This is a genomic window from Corynebacterium sp. MSK218, assembly GCF_030232655.1.
Taxonomy (GTDB): Bacteria; Actinomycetota; Actinomycetes; order Mycobacteriales; family Mycobacteriaceae; genus Corynebacterium.
This window is the reverse complement of the sequence record NZ_JASPGN010000011.1, coordinates 20,865-35,228: the sequence shown is the minus strand read 5'-3', so window position 1 is coordinate 35,228 and position 14,364 is coordinate 20,865. Positions and strand designations below refer to the sequence as shown.

Sequence of the window (14,364 nt, the reverse complement as noted above, 5' to 3'; positions counted from 1 at the left end):
TCCTACTGTTTTGTCGCAATCTATATCGGCCATAGTAATGAACTTTTCAGAGTCCATGTGGTGCGGCCCGCATTTTTGGGTACGGCGTTATTGTAATGGGTATGCCTAGTTCTGACCTGCTGACCCCGCTGATGGCCCTATCCGGGGTGGAGGAGAACGCGGCGGCGGCAGTCAGTGCTATCGCCCGCGTGCACCGCCGGCCCGCGGGGTTGCGCAAGTTTGAGGTGATTTCCTCGGAGTCCCTGCTGCGCGGGGCACGGGCGTGCGCGGCAATCGATGGCGCGTCGCTCGCGCTTGCCGACGTCCCCCCAACCGTCAGCGCCTACTCCCTCCTTGCCCCCGAAGTGCAAGCCACGACGGTGCGCACCTTCGCGCGGGCTCCGCTGCAGGTCTTGGCCCGAATCGACGTCGCTTCGGGCGGGCCTGGCCAGCCCACCCAGGAACCCGCGGTGGCCCAGGCGTTGGCGCAGCTCATCACGCATGGAGCTGGCGTGGACTATGACCGCTTGCTGCCGGTCGTGCTGCATGCGGAGATTGCCGCGCGCGAGCTTTTTGGGGAGCGCAGCACTGTCGTGGCGCTCGTTGCCGCGCGTACCGCAGCAATTCATACCGGCTTCGATCCGCGCGGCTTCGCCGTGCCGGAAACCTACCTCAACCGCCACCGCGCCGCGTATCGCTCGGCACTGTCCACCTATGACGAGGCCCCTGCTGAGCTGCTCTCGCTGCTACTTCAGGCCTGGACCGCCGGTGCGAAAGAAGCCGACGGTATTGCCCGCGCGGCTTAAGTCTTAGGCCTGCATTTATTTGTTGCGTTGGCGCGCGAACAGCACGCCACCGACGATGAGTGCCGCAATCCCCGCCAACACCGCCGTGCCAATCCCAAACTCGCGGGCGCTCGGCGGGGTAAAGAGCGGCACAGGGTCTTTAAACGTACGGGTCTCCCAGCCGTTATCTGCGGCATGTTTCTTCAGGAGCCGATCCGGGTTGACTGCCACCGGGTGCCCAACCTGCTTGAGCATCGGGATATCCGTGGCCGAATCCGAGTATGCGTAGGAAGTGTCTTTGTCCACACCAAGCTTCTGTGCCATGCGCTTTAGCGCCTCGGCCTTCGCGGCGCCTTTGCAGTAGAAAAGAATCTCCCCGGTAAACCGGCCATCTTCTTCCGCCAGTTCAGTGGCCACGACGTGTTCAATCCCCAACTCCTCGGCGATGGGCCTGACCAGCACGCTTGCCGACGCCGAAATGATCACCACCTCATGGCCCTTTTCGCGATGTGCAGCAATGAGATCGCGCGCCTCGGCATAAATAGTGGGGGTAACCACAGTGTGCATTGTTTCCACCGCGATGTCGTGGACCTTCTGTACCGACCAGCCGACCACCATGGCGGCAAGCTGATCCCGCGTGGCATCCATATGCTCGCTACTGTGCCCGGCAAGCATATAGCTCGCCTTGGCCAGCGATAACTGCAGCGCCTCAGTGTGGGTAATGAGCCCGTTGTGCATGAACTCCCGGCCAAAAGCGTAGGCCGAGGAGGTGGCGATGATGGTCTTGTCCAAGTCGAAGAACGCGGCCACGCGAGCGTTGCCGCTGGGCGTAGAAAAGTGTTCGGTCATGGAGTGCACCTTGCCGGTATCTGTGCGAGTTACAGTGCACATCGTAGCCTCTCAGCAGCAGAAATCGGGCGCGCAGCGACGTTCTTAAAAGATTCTCAAGGAATGTTGCCTCAAGCTGTTGTCATCTTTTCCTAGCCGTGCCATAATGTGTGGTGCAAGGCCCCGATATACAGTGCGGCCTGCCCCGGCGCACCCCCCGATGCCGGGTTACAGATGGCCCGCGCACACCCCCCCGAGGCGCGGGCCATCACCTATTTCTGCCGAAACGGCGGTTGCCCGTTTTCAAAGCCCCAAACTCATAGATCAAAGGGGTTAGGCCATAACACTCGCCGGTCGCAGCCTCAGCGCTTCGTTCGTGCGGCGCGCAGACCGTTCAAGATCACGATGACCTCGGCAACCTCGTGGACCAACACCACGGCCGCCAGGCCCAGCACGCCGGTGATCGCCAGTGGCATCAACACGATAATGATGGCCAGAGACAGCACGATGTTTTGGTTGATGATCCTGCTGCCTCGGCGGGCGTGCTGCAGCGCCTGCGGGATCAGCCGGAGGTCGTGGCCAGTGAAGGCGACGTCAGCGGACTCGATCGCGGCGTCAGAGCCGGTCGCTCCCATCGCAATGCCCACCGTCGCGCCCGCCAGTGCCGGCGCGTCGTTGATGCCGTCGCCGATCATCGCCGTCGGCGTCTTGGAGGAGAATTCGGCGACGATGCTTGCCTTGTCCTCCGGGCGCAGCTCGGCGCGCACGTCGTCGATTCCGGCGATTTCAGCCAACGCCCGGGCGGTACGAGTGTTGTCGCCGGTGAGCATGCTTACTTCCACATCGTTGGCGCGCAGGGTCTGCACGGCTTCGGGCACCTCGGGCCGCAGCTCGTCGCGGACGCCGATCGCTCCGGCGAGGGTGTCATCGACGGTGACCAGGACGCAGGTCTGGCCCTCGGACTCCATGCGCTCAACGTCCGCTTTCAGTGGCCCGGCGTCGATCCACCGGGGGCTGCCCACCAGCACGCGTCGACCTTCGACGGTGCCGCCGATGCCATGACCGGCTTCCTCACTGATGTCCAGGGCGGCAGGCGCTTCGGGCTCCGCTGCCACGATCGCCGCAGCGAGGGGGTGCGTCGATTGCTGCTCAACCGCCGCCGCGAAAGCAAGCACCTGCGCCCGATCGAATCCCTCTGCCGGGACCACTCCGGTAACCTCGGGCTGGTTGCGGGTAAGGGTTCCGGTCTTGTCCACTGCCAGGTGACGGATGCCGCCGAGTCGCTCGAACGCCGCGCCGGACTTGATGACCACGCCGAACTGGCTGGCCGCGCCGATCGCGGCCACGACCGTCAGCGGCACGGAGATTGCCAGCGCGCACGGCGACGCTGCGACCAGGACCACCAGCGCACGGGTGATCCACGTCTCTGGGTCACCCAGCAGCGAGCCGATCACGCCGACCAGCACCGCCAGGATCATCACCCCGGGCACTAGGGGTTGGGCAATCCGGTCGGCGATCCGGGCGCGGTCACCCTTTTCCGCCTGCGCCTGCTCGACGAGGTCCACGAGTGTGGTCAGCGAGTTGTCCGTTCCAGCTGCGGTCGTCTCGACCTCCAGCACACCGGCGGAGTTGATCGCTCCCGCGGGCACTTCGTCGCCGGGCGCAACCTCCTCCGGAATGGATTCTCCGGTGATCGCTGAGGTGTCAAGGCTGGAGCGCCCAGACCGAATGATGCCGTCCGTGGCGATCCGCTCTCCGGGGCGCACGAGCATCAGCTCGCCAACCACGAGGTCCTTCGCTGCGACCTTGACCGACGTGCCGTCGCGCAGCACCGTCGCGGTCTGCGGTACCAACTTCAACAGTGCCCGCAGTCCGCCCTGTGCCCGGTCCATTGCCTTGTCTTCCAGCGCCTCGGCGATCGAGTACAGGAACGCTAGCGCCGCGGCCTCTCCGACGTAACCGAGGATTACCGCGCCGACCGCGCTGATCGTCATCAGCAAACCAATGCCGAGCTTGCGCTTCGTAACAAGGTTCCGGATCGCGCCGGGCGCGAACGTATACGCCCCTAGCAGCAGGCCGACCCAGAACAGTACTGTCGCGGGTGTCTCTACCCCGGACCAGTCCAGCGCCAGGCCTATGCCGAGGGCTACGCCGGAGAAGATCGGCAGTAGCAACTCGGGGTCCTTCCACCATGGCCGATCGAGTTCTTCGATCTCTGTGGCGGGTTCGTGTGCGCATCCACACGCCGAGCTCATGCGTCCGCTCCCTTCTCGCCGCAGCCGAGCACCGAGCATTCAGGGTCGATGCACGGGGCGTTTTCGTCGACAGCCAATGTCGCGTTCACCAGCGCGTTGAGCGCTGCCGCGAGGTGCGGATCGGCGATCTCGTAGCGGGTCTTGCGGCCCTCCGGCTCGGCGACGACGATGCCACAGTCGCGCAAGCAGGTCAGGTGGTTCGAGACGTTCGAGCGGGTCAGGTCCAGGTCGCGCGAGAGCACAGCCGGGTAGCTCGGGCCGTCGAGTAGGGTCATTAGAATTCGGGAACGCGTCGGATCAGCCATGGCCCGGCCGAGCCGGTTCATGACGTCGAGGCGTGAAGCAATAGTCAGCATGTACTGAACTATACAGCGAGTGCTGAACTATATCAAAGTGTGAAGAACCCGCCGCTCGCTCTGTCGATACCGGCGACGGTCGTCAGCAGCCCGCGACAACCGCGGCAACCGGCAGGAACTGCCTACGTTTTGCGCATCGGCTAAGCTGCCTTTCCGCCGTATAAAGCGCAAAAAGGAGCAGTTGACGTGACAGATTCGTTGGGTGCGCAGAAGATCCGTCGCGCCGCGCTGATCCTCATCCCGGCCATCGCCGCGTTCAACCTGTCCGCAGCCAAGGAAGTGTGGGAGGCCTCCCGTGAGGAGTACGACTCCGTCGAGGACGCCTTCGCCGATGAAAGTGCGAAACTGCTAATCATTTCACACTCTAATTCTCACTTTGGAGGTTAATCGGCGAATAAGGGCAGGTAGTGAAAGTGCGAAATGTGATCGGCTTTCATTCGCAGATTGACACTTTGATTCTCAGTTTGGCGCAAAGTGGGAATCTCAGACTGCATCCGGGTAGTGCGCCAGGGCCGGGTGTCGGACGCAGCGTGCGACCCCGAATCTCTTCTTATGCTTCGTTTGGGGCTCTAGGTCGCCACCAGAGCCCCGAGTTTCACAGGGCATTTGTTGAAGAGCTAACTAAAGCAGCCGAAAAGTGCAGTTTCGGCATGAGTTATCCACAGGCAGCAAAGTGACCCTAGCGCCCGTGCGGTGCGCTCGCGCATGCTTCAGGCATGAGCACATTCCACCTTCTTATCGCCGTTGGAGACTCGGCCTTGCGAGCTGAAGCGGCCTCCACCGCTGCGGCCAGTACTGCTGAGGTCAGCACCGTTGAGGACCCGCGTGATTTCCCGCGCTACCTGCCCAAAGTAGATGCGGTCCTCGCGGATTCGCTGACGGCAGGCCTCGTGGAGGGCCACCCGCGGGTCTACTTTTTGACACCCGACCCAGGGCCTATCGACTATGAAGCGGCACTGCGCTGCCATGCTGCTGCGGCATTTATCCTTCCTGCGCAATCGAAGGAACTGTTAGCGGCCCTTGCCGCTGATACCCACCCCGAGACACAGGCGGCTGCCGCGGGGTTGACCATTGCGGTGACCGGATCCGCTGGTGGGGTGGGTGCTTCCACACTGGCGGCAGCGCTGGCGCGCCACGCTAGGGCGGCTTTGCTCGTCGATGCCGCGCCCTTGTCCGGTGGTCTCGACCTCCTGCTGGGAATGGAGAATAAACCCGGCGCACGCTGGCCGGACCTGGCAGCAGGAACGGGGACGGTGGACCCGGGTGACCTCGCTCGTGCTCTGCCCACCACGCCAGATGGCATCGCGGTGCTTGCAGCAGCACGTACCACCAGCGCCGGTGCCACCAAGCTCAGCGCCACGCGGCGCGCGGCGATACTGCAGGCAGCCTGCGCGCACCCAGGAGTCGTCGTGGTGGATTGCCCGCCGTGGGATGTTCCGGATGCCGCAGACCACGTCGTCGTGGTGACCGCGGCAGAAGTGCGGGCGGCTGCTGCATGCGCGGAGATCGTCGCTGAACTGCGGGCGCGGCCTAAGGACTGCTCCGTGGTGCTGCGGCATAGGCAGTGGTCGGGGATTGATAAGGGGGACGTCGCCAAGCTCACGCACGCTGACCCCGTTGCACAGCTTCCGACAGTGCGCGGCCTAACCCGCGCGGTGGAAACTGGCGGACTTCCGCAGCGCCTTCCGCGTCCGCTCGCCCGTGCCGCGCGGGATATTTGGGAGGCGGTGGCATGAGTCTTATCGATACGATGCGCACCATCGTGGCTACGGAGCCACAGCTTGCGCACGATGCGTCAGCGCTGGCCCGGCGGATTAGGGAAGAAGCCGGCGTCATTAGTGATGTCGACGTGTTCGATCTCTTACAGCGCCTTCGCCACGATTCCTTGGGGTTGGGATTACTGGAGCCGGTGCTGTCCCTGCCGGGGCTTACCGACGTCGTCGTCAACGGCCCCGACTCCTGCTTCGTGGACTGCGGCCACGGATTGCAGCCCAAGGAGGTCGGTTTTAGCGATGACGCAGAGGTCCGTCAGCTCGCAACACGGCTGGCAGCAGTTGCCGGTGTGCGGCTTGATGATGCGCAACCGTTTGCCGATGGCCGCCTAACCCGCCCCGACGGCACCCGCATTCGCCTCCATGCACTGTTGGCACCGCCCTCAGCAAGCGGGACGTGCATCAGCCTGCGCGTGCTGCGCCAAGCCCAGACGAGCCTGGCGCAGCTCGTGGCTAACGGCAGCATTGACTCGGGGGTGGAGGGGCTGCTGCGGGGGATCGTCGATAAGCGCGCGTCCTTCCTCGTCACCGGCGGTACCGGTTCGGGCAAGACGACGCTGCTTGCGGCACTTTTGGGCTGCGTGCCGGCGACCGAGCGTCTGCTCATTATTGAGGACACCCCGGAGCTTGCCCCGGCACATCCGCATGTGGTGACGCTGGTGTCGCGCCGGGCTAATGCAGAAGGTAGGGGTGAGATTTCGATGTCGCTCTTGTTGCGCCAGGCGCTGCGCATGCGTCCAGACCGCATTGTGGTGGGTGAAATCCGTGGCGCGGAGGTTGTCGAGCTGCTCGCCGCGCTCAACACCGGACACGATGGTGGCGCTGGCACGGTCCATGCCAACTCCGTCGATGAGGTACCTGCACGCATGGAAGCGCTGGCGGCACTTGGCGGGTTGGACCGGGTGGCTTTGCATTCGCAGCTGGCTGCCGCGGTGCACGTGGTACTGGGGATGGAGCGCGGCTCCGAAGGCCGGCGCTTGGCGCACATCGGTGTACTGGAGGGCAACCCCGTGCGACCCCGACTGGTGTGGACCGCTGATGGCGGGCCGCGCGCTGGGTTCGACGAGCTATGCGCGCGGATGGGAGTTCAGCCATGATGTGGCTATATCTCGCCGCTGCATGCCTGTTGTCCCCACCTGGGGCGGTGTCGCGCCTGGCAACACCGAAGGCGCGCTCGATGGCACCTGCTGTGCTTTTCGTCGGCGTGGGATGCTGTGTCTTCTTCGGCAGGCCCACCGTGGTGATAGCTGCCGGCTGCATCTTGGCCTGTGTGCTGTGGTTCGCTAATGATCTCGCCTCCGCCCGGCGTGAGCGCCGCGGTGCTAAGGCCCTAGCTTCCTATTTCGGCACGATTGCCGCGGAGCTGCGCGCTGGTTCTACTACTACGAATGCTTTGCGCCGCGGTACGGACTCGTTACCCGACACCACACCGGAGCACCTCCATAGCGCGCTAAGCACTGCAGCTGGCCTCGCCGCACAGGGCGGGTCACCGTCGGTTGCTCTCACCACGCCGGAACTGTCCCGTTTCGCTGCGCTGTTGAATGTCTCCGGCCACCACGGTGTTGCATTGGCTGACCTAATGGAACAGGCTCAAAGTCAGCTCGACACAGCCCAGCGCCACGCCCGGGAAACCGCCGCCTCCTTGCAGGGACCGCAAGCCACGGCAGTGGTCTTGGCGTGTCTTCCGGTGGCCGGAATCCTTATGGGTGGGGCCATGGGGGCGGATTCCCTGGGGTTCCTCGTGGGCGGTGGAGTGGGCGGCGTGCTTCTCGACGTCGGCGTGGCCCTCGTCTGCGCCGGCTTTTGCTGGTCACGCCTCATCCTGCGAAAGGCTGCGCAATGACTCCGACAACCTATGTTGCCACCGCACTTCTCGCCGCAGCATTGGCTGTTGCTACTGCTGCTCCCGCGGGCCGCGTAGGGGTGGGAGGGACACGCACACCACGGCCGAAAACTCCGCGCGATGGGCCCGACTACGGTCCACTCGATGCCGCGAGCGACTTGGAGCTTTTTGCCGCCTGCTTGGAGGCTGGCCTCTCTCCACGCACGGCTGTCGTGGCGGTGGCCGAAGCTTCCCCCACGTGGTCAGAGGCAGCCGCACTTATCGGAGTGGGAGTCCCGATGAGTAGCGCTTGGCAGGCCTTAGCCGCACAGAAGAACTTGGAGGAGCTCGTGCGTCTGGCGAAGCTTTCCGGGGACTCCGGTACAGCTATGGCTTCTGGGTGTCACCGCCTGGTGGCACAACTGCGCGCCGATGCTGCGGCGCAGGCAACCGCGAAGGCGGAGCGTGCTGGTGTGTTCATCGCCGCGCCGCTCGCCGTCTGTTTCTTACCCGCTTTCCTGGTCTTGGGACTGGTGCCCGTCATCATCAGTTTGGGCCAGCAACTTCTTTAAAAACACACCACACAACACCACACGAAAGATAGGTACAATCATGCAGAAAACACTCGATAACAAGGCAAAACTCCTTAATGAGGACGGGATGTCGACGATTGAGTATTCGACTTTGTCAATGACATGCCAGGTATGATGGGGGTATGACCACCCCCACGAAGCGGGCCGTAATCTATACCCGCATCTCAAAAGACCTACGTGATGGAAGCGGGGTAGACCGGCAAAAAGACGAGTGCCGAAAATACTGCGAAGCCCGCGACTATCTCATTGTCGACGTCCTGGAAGACAACGACATTTCAGCATTCGACCGAAAGAAAAAGCGGCCCGCCTATGAACAACTGCTCGACATGGCACGCCGCGGCGACATGGACGTCATCGTCGCATGGCACACAGACCGACTCTATCGACGAGTCGCAGACTTAAGCACCATCGTCGACGCATGCAACACCACCGGCGTCGACGTAGAAACAGTGCAGGGTGGGGAGCTCGACTTAAGTACCGCTAACGGCCGCATGATTGCACAGATTCTTGGATCAATCGCAGAGGGTGAAGTCGACCACATCGTTGAGCGAATACAAGCCGCACACGCCGACCGGGCGGCGCGCGGCCGGTACCGTGGCGGCCCGGTCTCGTTCGGTTTCAACACCGTCAAGGGGAAACCTGGCTACCTCGTTCACAACGCAAAAGAAGCTGAAGCGGTACGTGTCGGTATCGACGACGTGCTAGCTGGAAAGTCCCTCAACTCGATCGCACGCAAGTGGGTAGACATGGAGGTAGCGAGGGAAGGAGAATACGGCCCACTAACAGCGGCCAAAGTTCGCAGACGTCTATCCAGCCCGCGGGTGGCGGGCCTAGAGCCGTACAAGGGGCAGGTCTACCCCGCCACCACTTACGAGGCCATAGTCCCCGAGGATAAATGGCGCGCAGCCCTCGACGTTATGGCTAGCAATGAATCCCGCAACACCCGAGGCAGCGAACGAAAGTGGCTAGGCACCGGCATTTACCGTTGTGGACTATGTGGCGGGTACATGTTTGTCATCAACCGTAAGCGTGACAACGGCAAGCGCGTGCCCTCATACCATTGCCGCACATGTACGAAAGTGTCACGCAAAGTCGCCAACGTCGACGAGGTCGTCGTTGGTGCTGCTCTAAGGCACCTAAGCCGCCCGGAGAACCGTATACGTTTAGCCCGCAAAGATAACGAATCCGGTATCAACCTACAGTCACTACTCGACCGGAAACGAGGCGTTGAGGCACGCATGAACGAGCTCGCCGTACTACTGGCTGAAGGTGACCTAACGGCCGGTCAATTCCGCGCGGCCAACAACACCCTAAAAACCGAGCTACAGGGCCTAGATCGTCAACTTTCCCGTGTCCGTAGAACCTCCCCACTAGCTCAACTCATTGTTGAAGGTGAAAACTTGCAACGAACATGGGATAGTTTGGTGCCAGAACAGAAACATCAAGTAATCAACGCACTAATGAAGGTCACCATCATGCCTACCGGCTACGGACATTTCGACCCATCAAAAATCAAAATTGAATGGAAATAGCATGGCGCGAACACGACGAGCTGGAAAGGGCCGAAAGCGCAACATCCCCAAAATGTTCATTAAATGCGTATGTGGACAAGCATTAGGGCATGTGACTAAACCCCGCCGTAACGACGGATCACTCGTCGACCCGTTGTGGACGGTAGATGGCCTAATTATACGTGCTGGCTACAACAGCAACCGCGGCGACCAATACGAGCATGACCACAACAACCGCATTGCCACATACTCGTTTGACTGTGAGTTCACAGAGTACGGCGCCCCGCCCGTCGTTCAACGCCCAACCGACGAGGAACGAGCACAGTGGATTAAGAGCCAACAGAGACTCGCTCGTATCCGTCGCCGCCGCAGCCCCAATATCGAAATAGGCCCGCACCCAGATGATGGGCTGAACCCGTCCCGCTATGAGCAATCAGGGCGCACAGAACGCCCCCGCGACACCAAACGAGAAAACGAACGGTGCGGTAGGCACCATAGAATTAAGGCAGAGCGCATAGCTCAACGCTGGCACGAGCTGGCAGGCACGTCGTCGACCATGTCGCCACGTGAGGCAATGATTCAGGAGAAGTCAGCGTATGAATCTGCTAACTATCACTGGGAAATCACGCTATCCGACTAGTTTGCTACTATTCGGAACATAACTTAATCGCTCCCACCAAACACGGTGGTCGCAGCGGCGGGCAGCTTGGTAACCCGTTAAGAAGAAAACCAGCCGGTGGTGAGCCGGTAGTCCTTGAGTCCATACTCTTGTGGCTTGCAACTTTGGTGGCCCTCATCGTCCCCACCCTTAGCGGGGTGGGGACGGAGGGTCTATCAAAGGAGCTCAAAAAATGCTCACCGTAGACGAATACATCGATTCCGTCGTTGCTGAAGCCCCGCCGCTCGACGACGAAAAACGTAAGTTCATCACCGCTATTTTTCAGCAGGCGGTGGAAGAATGAACCACCGTGACACCGCGCAGCAATATCAGCGCCGCCATGCAGCGGCGTTGAGATTGCCACCCCTCGACAACGGCCACCGCGACCCGGCCACCAACCTCGACGAGCTGAAAACACCAAGCCTGCTCACAATCTGCGAACTGGCAGCAATGGGCGCCCCCGTCACCCGCGACATGCTCGTCGAAGCATGGCACAGCATGCCAGATGCCCGCCCCGTACTAGAGGCCGCCGCAAAAGCACAACAGGACGGGTGGCGATAGGCATGAAGTTTCTCACCCGCGACGAGATTGACGCTATCCCCGATCTGGAACCAATGATCGACGGCGTACTCGACAAGGGCACCGTCGTCATGCTGGCAGCACAACCCGGCGCCGGTAAATCGTTCCTAGCCCTAGATTGGGCATGCCGCTACGCCACCGGCACGCCCTGGCAAGGGCGCACCGTCGACCGCATGATGAAGTACTCAACCGGCAATTACGGGCCCGGCAAAGTGCTATACATCGCCGCTGAAGGCGCACGAGGCCTAAAGACACGACTAAAGGTGTGGGAAAACGCGTGGAAGACACGAGTACCGCAACACCAATTGCGCATGCTCGACCACCCGGTCAACCTAGGCAGTCATAACGAAGTCGCCATGCTAGCCGCCGCCATGGAAGACAACGGGCCTTTTGGCCTCGTCATCATCGACACCCTAGCCCGCTGCTCGTTCGGACTGGAAGAAAACAACGCCAACGAAATGGGCCGTGTCATCCAAGCGGCATACGCAATCCGCAACACCATGGGCCCCGACGGCACCGTGCTACTCATTCACCACCTAGGCAAAGGTGGCGTCGTGCGTGGCTCGTCTGCACTCATGGGTGGTGTTGACCTACTGCTACGCCTCGACAACCACGACGGCCACCTCGTCCTAGAAGACGAGAAACGCAAAGACGGCCGGCCGCTGAACCCCATGTCACTAAAGCTCGTCGAATCAGGGGAATCAATGACCGTACAAGCCGACACCTTCACCCCATCAGTGACCAACCCGCTCGTTGCTGAAATGACTGCAATAGCTGAGGTTCTGCCGTTGAGCCGCAATGAACTGAAATCAGCTACTCGTCTAAGTGACAAAGACCTGTACCACTACCTGGCACATGGCCTTAAGCACAACCTCATCGAGGAGATAAACGGGAAGCCGCCCCGCTACTCATTAGCAGGGGTTAATGGGAATTCTACTTTTAGCCCGTCCCAAGGCGCGTGGCGACCGCGTTGAGCCTCGCGTCCGCACGCTGGCGGGCTAAGCGTAGCATACACCACCAAATTCCACCCTAAAGGAGGGGGAACAATGATTCAGTACTCAGAACAGTGTCAGGCGCGCGTCACTGTTGACCATCGAAGAAAAGCTAAGTCAAAGATCCTGCTCAGAATAGGCCCAGCGGCCTTTTGGTTAACACCAAAAGAGGCCTATCAGCTGTCCAACAACCTCGTCGACGCAGCGGAGGTGCTGCACTATGCCCCTCGCTAATCCATGCCTCACATGTGGGGAACCAACGACCAACGGCACCCGGTGCTCAACGTGCGAATCGACGAACAGGTCAATGGAAATCAGGAATAGGCGCGCGGGTGGGCTATCTGCCCACCAGCGCGGCTATGACTCACGATGGACACGCCTATCACGACGAGCACGTGAGCTACAGCCGTTCTGCTCAGACTGTGGAGCCACCGACGACCTGGAATGCGACCACACACCCGAAGCATGGCAACGACGCAGTCGAGGCCTAGCGATACGCCTCGAAGACGTCGACGTTGTGTGTGGCCCCTGTAACCGACGACGAGGCGCGGCACGAGGCAAACACGTCAAACGCCACTCTAAGCCGTCGAAACCATCCCGCAGCCACTGGGGTACCAACCATGAACGTTAGGCGCTCACGCGGCCGCACAGGCCCCACGGGAGGGCTCCCCCGCGGGGCCGACGGAAGACCGAACGGGGACGGAGCTCTTCTTTTAGTTACACTCTCACTATTTGAGACAGGAAATCCCATAGAATGAGATTAGGGAGGTGATGAACAATGAAAGCAGGCCCTAAACCAGCCGCGATCAAAGAACCGCTGGACTGGCACCCGCGCTCTAAAGGTGTTGACCACTTTCGCATGTTCTGCAAAAAGTTTCTGAAGACACCACGGGGTGTAGGAGCCCGTGCCGCGTTTAGACCGCGGCCCTGGCAGTTGGACATGTGCGCTGAACTGTACCGGCCGGGCGGTGCACACACTCACGTGTGGGTATTGCCGCGCGGTAACGGTAAATCGGGTCTTGTTGCCGCGGTAGCACTTCACCATTTGTTTACGTTTGGGGAGGGTGCGCGTGTGCTCGTCGTGGCACAGAATGACCTATCCGCCCGCCGTTTGTTGGCTACAGCGCGGCGCATGGTGGAGCTCAACGACGACCTGCTCGACCGTTGTCAGGTGTACAAGGATCGTATCTATGTCCCCGGTAGTGATTCCGAACTGAAGGCGGTGGCTTCAGAGCAGACCGCCGTCGAAGGTGAAGACCTCACGCTGGCCATTATCGACGAGATTGGCTTTACAGAACGTGAGGTGTACGAGGCGGCACTGTTGTCGACAGGTAAGCGGCCGGGCTCGAAGGTTGTGGCGATTGGTACCCCGTCAACACCTCGTTGGAAGGATAAGGCCCCGTTGTGGGATCTCGTCGTGACGGGGCGCGCGGGTGACGAGGCGGTCCACCTCGTCGAGTACAGTGCCCCGGTCGACGCCCCGGTCGACGACGTGGAGGCGTGGAGGGTGGCGAACCCCGCGCTCGACGATTGGCTCGACGCTGATACTGTGCGCGCCATGCTTCCACCTAAGACGAGGGAGTCAGAGTTTAGGCGTGCTCGTCTAGGTCAATGGCTTAATCAGTCAGGGGAGTCGTTTCTGCCTGCTGAAGCGTGGAAGAAACAGGCGCGCCCCGGCGTGCGTATCCCGAAGGGCACGCCGGTGGTGCTAGCCCTCGACGGCTCGCAACGGTGGGACGCCACGGTGCTCGTCATGGCGTCTGTTTCAACGAAACCGCACCTAGAGATTGTGGGTTTTTGGTTTGGTGACCACGACCCAGATTTTGAGGTCTCCCACGCTGAAGTTGAGGCCCGTGTCCTGGAGCTGGCGCGCGATTACAACGTGCGGGAGTTCACCGCCGATCCGTTTGCGTGGCAGCGCACCCTACAGGTGCTTGCCGACGAGGGGTTAAAGGTCACGAAGTTCTCGCAGAACGCGGGGCGTATGTCGCCGGCGCTGGCAGATTTTCGTGGCGCGGTGCTCGACGGTCGTCTCACTCATGCCGACGACGTTGAGCTCAACCGCCATATTTTCGCCGCACAGATTGAAGATTCAGGCCGCGGTATGAAGCTGGCTAAACCATCGAAAAAGGAACATATCGACGCCGCCGTTGCCGCCGTGATGGCGTATTCGCGTGCGGATTGGTTAGGCGGGAAACGGCACCGTAAGAAAACACGAAGCTACAGGAGGTAGC

The 14,364-nt window shown here is 61.3% G+C and carries 16 protein-coding genes; 13 read left to right on the top strand and 3 right to left on the bottom strand.

All coding sequences use genetic code 11. The features are described from left to right. Positions 1-95 precede the first annotated feature (95 nt). Positions 96-785, top strand: a complete 690-nt coding sequence (locus tag QP922_RS09725) for an oxidoreductase (protein WP_284809215.1) — start codon at positions 96-98, stop codon at positions 783-785. A gap of 15 nt (positions 786-800) precedes the next feature. On the opposite strand, the gene QP922_RS09720 is transcribed toward QP922_RS09725, so the two are convergent. The 3 genes from QP922_RS09720 to cmtR form a co-directional block, all read right to left on the bottom strand. Next, a complete protein-coding gene (locus QP922_RS09720; protein ID WP_284809214.1) occupies positions 801-1,613 on the bottom strand; it encodes an HAD family hydrolase in 813 nt (270 codons plus the stop codon). 341 nt (positions 1,614-1,954) lie between these two features. After that, a complete protein-coding gene (locus tag QP922_RS09715) occupies positions 1,955-3,847 on the bottom strand; it encodes a heavy metal translocating P-type ATPase (RefSeq protein ID WP_284809212.1) in 1,893 nt (630 codons plus the stop codon). After that, complete coding sequence (gene cmtR, locus QP922_RS09710) at positions 3,844-4,203, bottom strand: Cd(II)/Pb(II)-sensing metalloregulatory transcriptional regulator CmtR (protein ID WP_284809210.1); 360 nt, start codon at positions 4,201-4,203, stop codon at positions 3,844-3,846. Before cmtR ends, QP922_RS09715 begins: the two co-directional genes overlap by 4 nt. A gap of 186 nt (positions 4,204-4,389) precedes the next feature. Here cmtR and QP922_RS09705 point away from each other — a divergent pair, with 186 nt between their 5' ends. The 12 genes from QP922_RS09705 to QP922_RS09650 all read left to right on the top strand — a co-directional run bounded on the left by QP922_RS09705 (position 4,390) and on the right by QP922_RS09650 (position 14,363). After that, positions 4,390-4,590 carry a hypothetical protein gene (locus QP922_RS09705; RefSeq protein ID WP_070669691.1) on the top strand — a complete coding sequence of 67 codons (201 nt, stop codon included), beginning with the start codon at positions 4,390-4,392 and terminating at the stop codon, positions 4,588-4,590. A gap of 329 nt (positions 4,591-4,919) precedes the next feature. After that, on the top strand, positions 4,920-5,939 hold the full coding sequence (gene ssd, locus QP922_RS09700) for a septum site-determining protein Ssd (RefSeq protein WP_284809208.1): 1,020 nt from the start codon (positions 4,920-4,922) through the stop codon (positions 5,937-5,939). Next, positions 5,936-7,072 carry a TadA family conjugal transfer-associated ATPase gene (locus tag QP922_RS09695; RefSeq protein WP_284809207.1) on the top strand — a complete coding sequence of 379 codons (1,137 nt, stop codon included), beginning with the start codon at positions 5,936-5,938 and terminating at the stop codon, positions 7,070-7,072. The genes ssd and QP922_RS09695 overlap by 4 nt, the downstream gene beginning before the upstream one ends. Next, a complete protein-coding gene (locus QP922_RS09690) occupies positions 7,069-7,818 on the top strand; it encodes a type II secretion system F family protein (protein WP_284809205.1) in 750 nt (249 codons plus the stop codon). The genes QP922_RS09695 and QP922_RS09690 overlap by 4 nt, the downstream gene beginning before the upstream one ends. After that, the gene (locus tag QP922_RS09685; RefSeq protein ID WP_204099108.1) at positions 7,815-8,369 is read left to right on the top strand and encodes a type II secretion system F family protein; all 555 of its coding nucleotides are present in this window, start codon (positions 7,815-7,817) and stop codon (positions 8,367-8,369) included. Before QP922_RS09690 ends, QP922_RS09685 begins: the two co-directional genes overlap by 4 nt. Before the next feature lie 143 nt (positions 8,370-8,512). Continuing rightward, entirely contained in the window at positions 8,513-9,922 is a 1,410-nt protein-coding gene (locus QP922_RS09680; protein WP_284809202.1) for a recombinase family protein, read from the top strand. A gap of 91 nt (positions 9,923-10,013) precedes the next feature. Then, positions 10,014-10,541: a hypothetical protein gene (locus QP922_RS09675; RefSeq protein ID WP_284809200.1), complete on the top strand. Its 528-nt coding sequence runs from the start codon at positions 10,014-10,016 to the stop codon at positions 10,539-10,541. Positions 10,542-10,859: 318 nt separating this feature from the next. After that, on the top strand, positions 10,860-11,120 hold the full coding sequence (locus tag QP922_RS09670) for a hypothetical protein (RefSeq protein WP_284809199.1): 261 nt from the start codon (positions 10,860-10,862) through the stop codon (positions 11,118-11,120). A gap of 2 nt (positions 11,121-11,122) precedes the next feature. After that, the gene (locus QP922_RS09665) at positions 11,123-12,112 is read left to right on the top strand and encodes an AAA family ATPase (protein WP_284809197.1); all 990 of its coding nucleotides are present in this window, start codon (positions 11,123-11,125) and stop codon (positions 12,110-12,112) included. Positions 12,113-12,184: 72 nt separating this feature from the next. Beyond that, on the top strand, positions 12,185-12,364 hold the full coding sequence (locus QP922_RS09660) for a hypothetical protein (RefSeq protein WP_284809196.1): 180 nt from the start codon (positions 12,185-12,187) through the stop codon (positions 12,362-12,364). A gap of 125 nt (positions 12,365-12,489) precedes the next feature. Then, complete coding sequence (locus QP922_RS09655; protein ID WP_284809194.1) at positions 12,490-12,621, top strand: hypothetical protein; 132 nt, start codon at positions 12,490-12,492, stop codon at positions 12,619-12,621. Between the two features lie 449 nt (positions 12,622-13,070). Beyond that, positions 13,071-14,363, top strand: a complete 1,293-nt coding sequence (locus tag QP922_RS09650) for a terminase TerL endonuclease subunit (protein ID WP_284809192.1) — start codon at positions 13,071-13,073, stop codon at positions 14,361-14,363. Position 14,364: the final 1 nt, after the last annotated feature.

Coding starts and splice junctions, on each gene's coding strand:
- QP922_RS09725 (WP_284809215.1), top strand. CDS start 96: ATGGGTATGCCTAGTTCTGACCTGCTGACCCCGCTGATGGCCCTATCC.
- QP922_RS09720 (WP_284809214.1), bottom strand. CDS start 1,613: ATGACCGAACACTTTTCTACGCCCAGCGGCAACGCTCGCGTGGCCGCG.
- QP922_RS09715 (WP_284809212.1), bottom strand. CDS start 3,847: ATGAGCTCGGCGTGTGGATGCGCACACGAACCCGCCACAGAGATCGAA.
- cmtR (WP_284809210.1), bottom strand. CDS start 4,203: ATGCTGACTATTGCTTCACGCCTCGACGTCATGAACCGGCTCGGCCGG.
- ssd (WP_284809208.1), top strand. CDS start 4,920: ATGAGCACATTCCACCTTCTTATCGCCGTTGGAGACTCGGCCTTGCGA.
- QP922_RS09695 (WP_284809207.1), top strand. CDS start 5,936: ATGAGTCTTATCGATACGATGCGCACCATCGTGGCTACGGAGCCACAG.
- QP922_RS09690 (WP_284809205.1), top strand. CDS start 7,069: ATGATGTGGCTATATCTCGCCGCTGCATGCCTGTTGTCCCCACCTGGG.
- QP922_RS09685 (WP_204099108.1), top strand. CDS start 7,815: ATGACTCCGACAACCTATGTTGCCACCGCACTTCTCGCCGCAGCATTG.
- QP922_RS09680 (WP_284809202.1), top strand. CDS start 8,513: ATGACCACCCCCACGAAGCGGGCCGTAATCTATACCCGCATCTCAAAA.
- QP922_RS09670 (WP_284809199.1), top strand. CDS start 10,860: ATGAACCACCGTGACACCGCGCAGCAATATCAGCGCCGCCATGCAGCG.
- QP922_RS09665 (WP_284809197.1), top strand. CDS start 11,123: ATGAAGTTTCTCACCCGCGACGAGATTGACGCTATCCCCGATCTGGAA.
- QP922_RS09660 (WP_284809196.1), top strand. CDS start 12,185: ATGATTCAGTACTCAGAACAGTGTCAGGCGCGCGTCACTGTTGACCAT.
- QP922_RS09655 (WP_284809194.1), top strand. CDS start 12,490: ATGACTCACGATGGACACGCCTATCACGACGAGCACGTGAGCTACAGC.
- QP922_RS09650 (WP_284809192.1), top strand. CDS start 13,071: ATGTGCGCTGAACTGTACCGGCCGGGCGGTGCACACACTCACGTGTGG.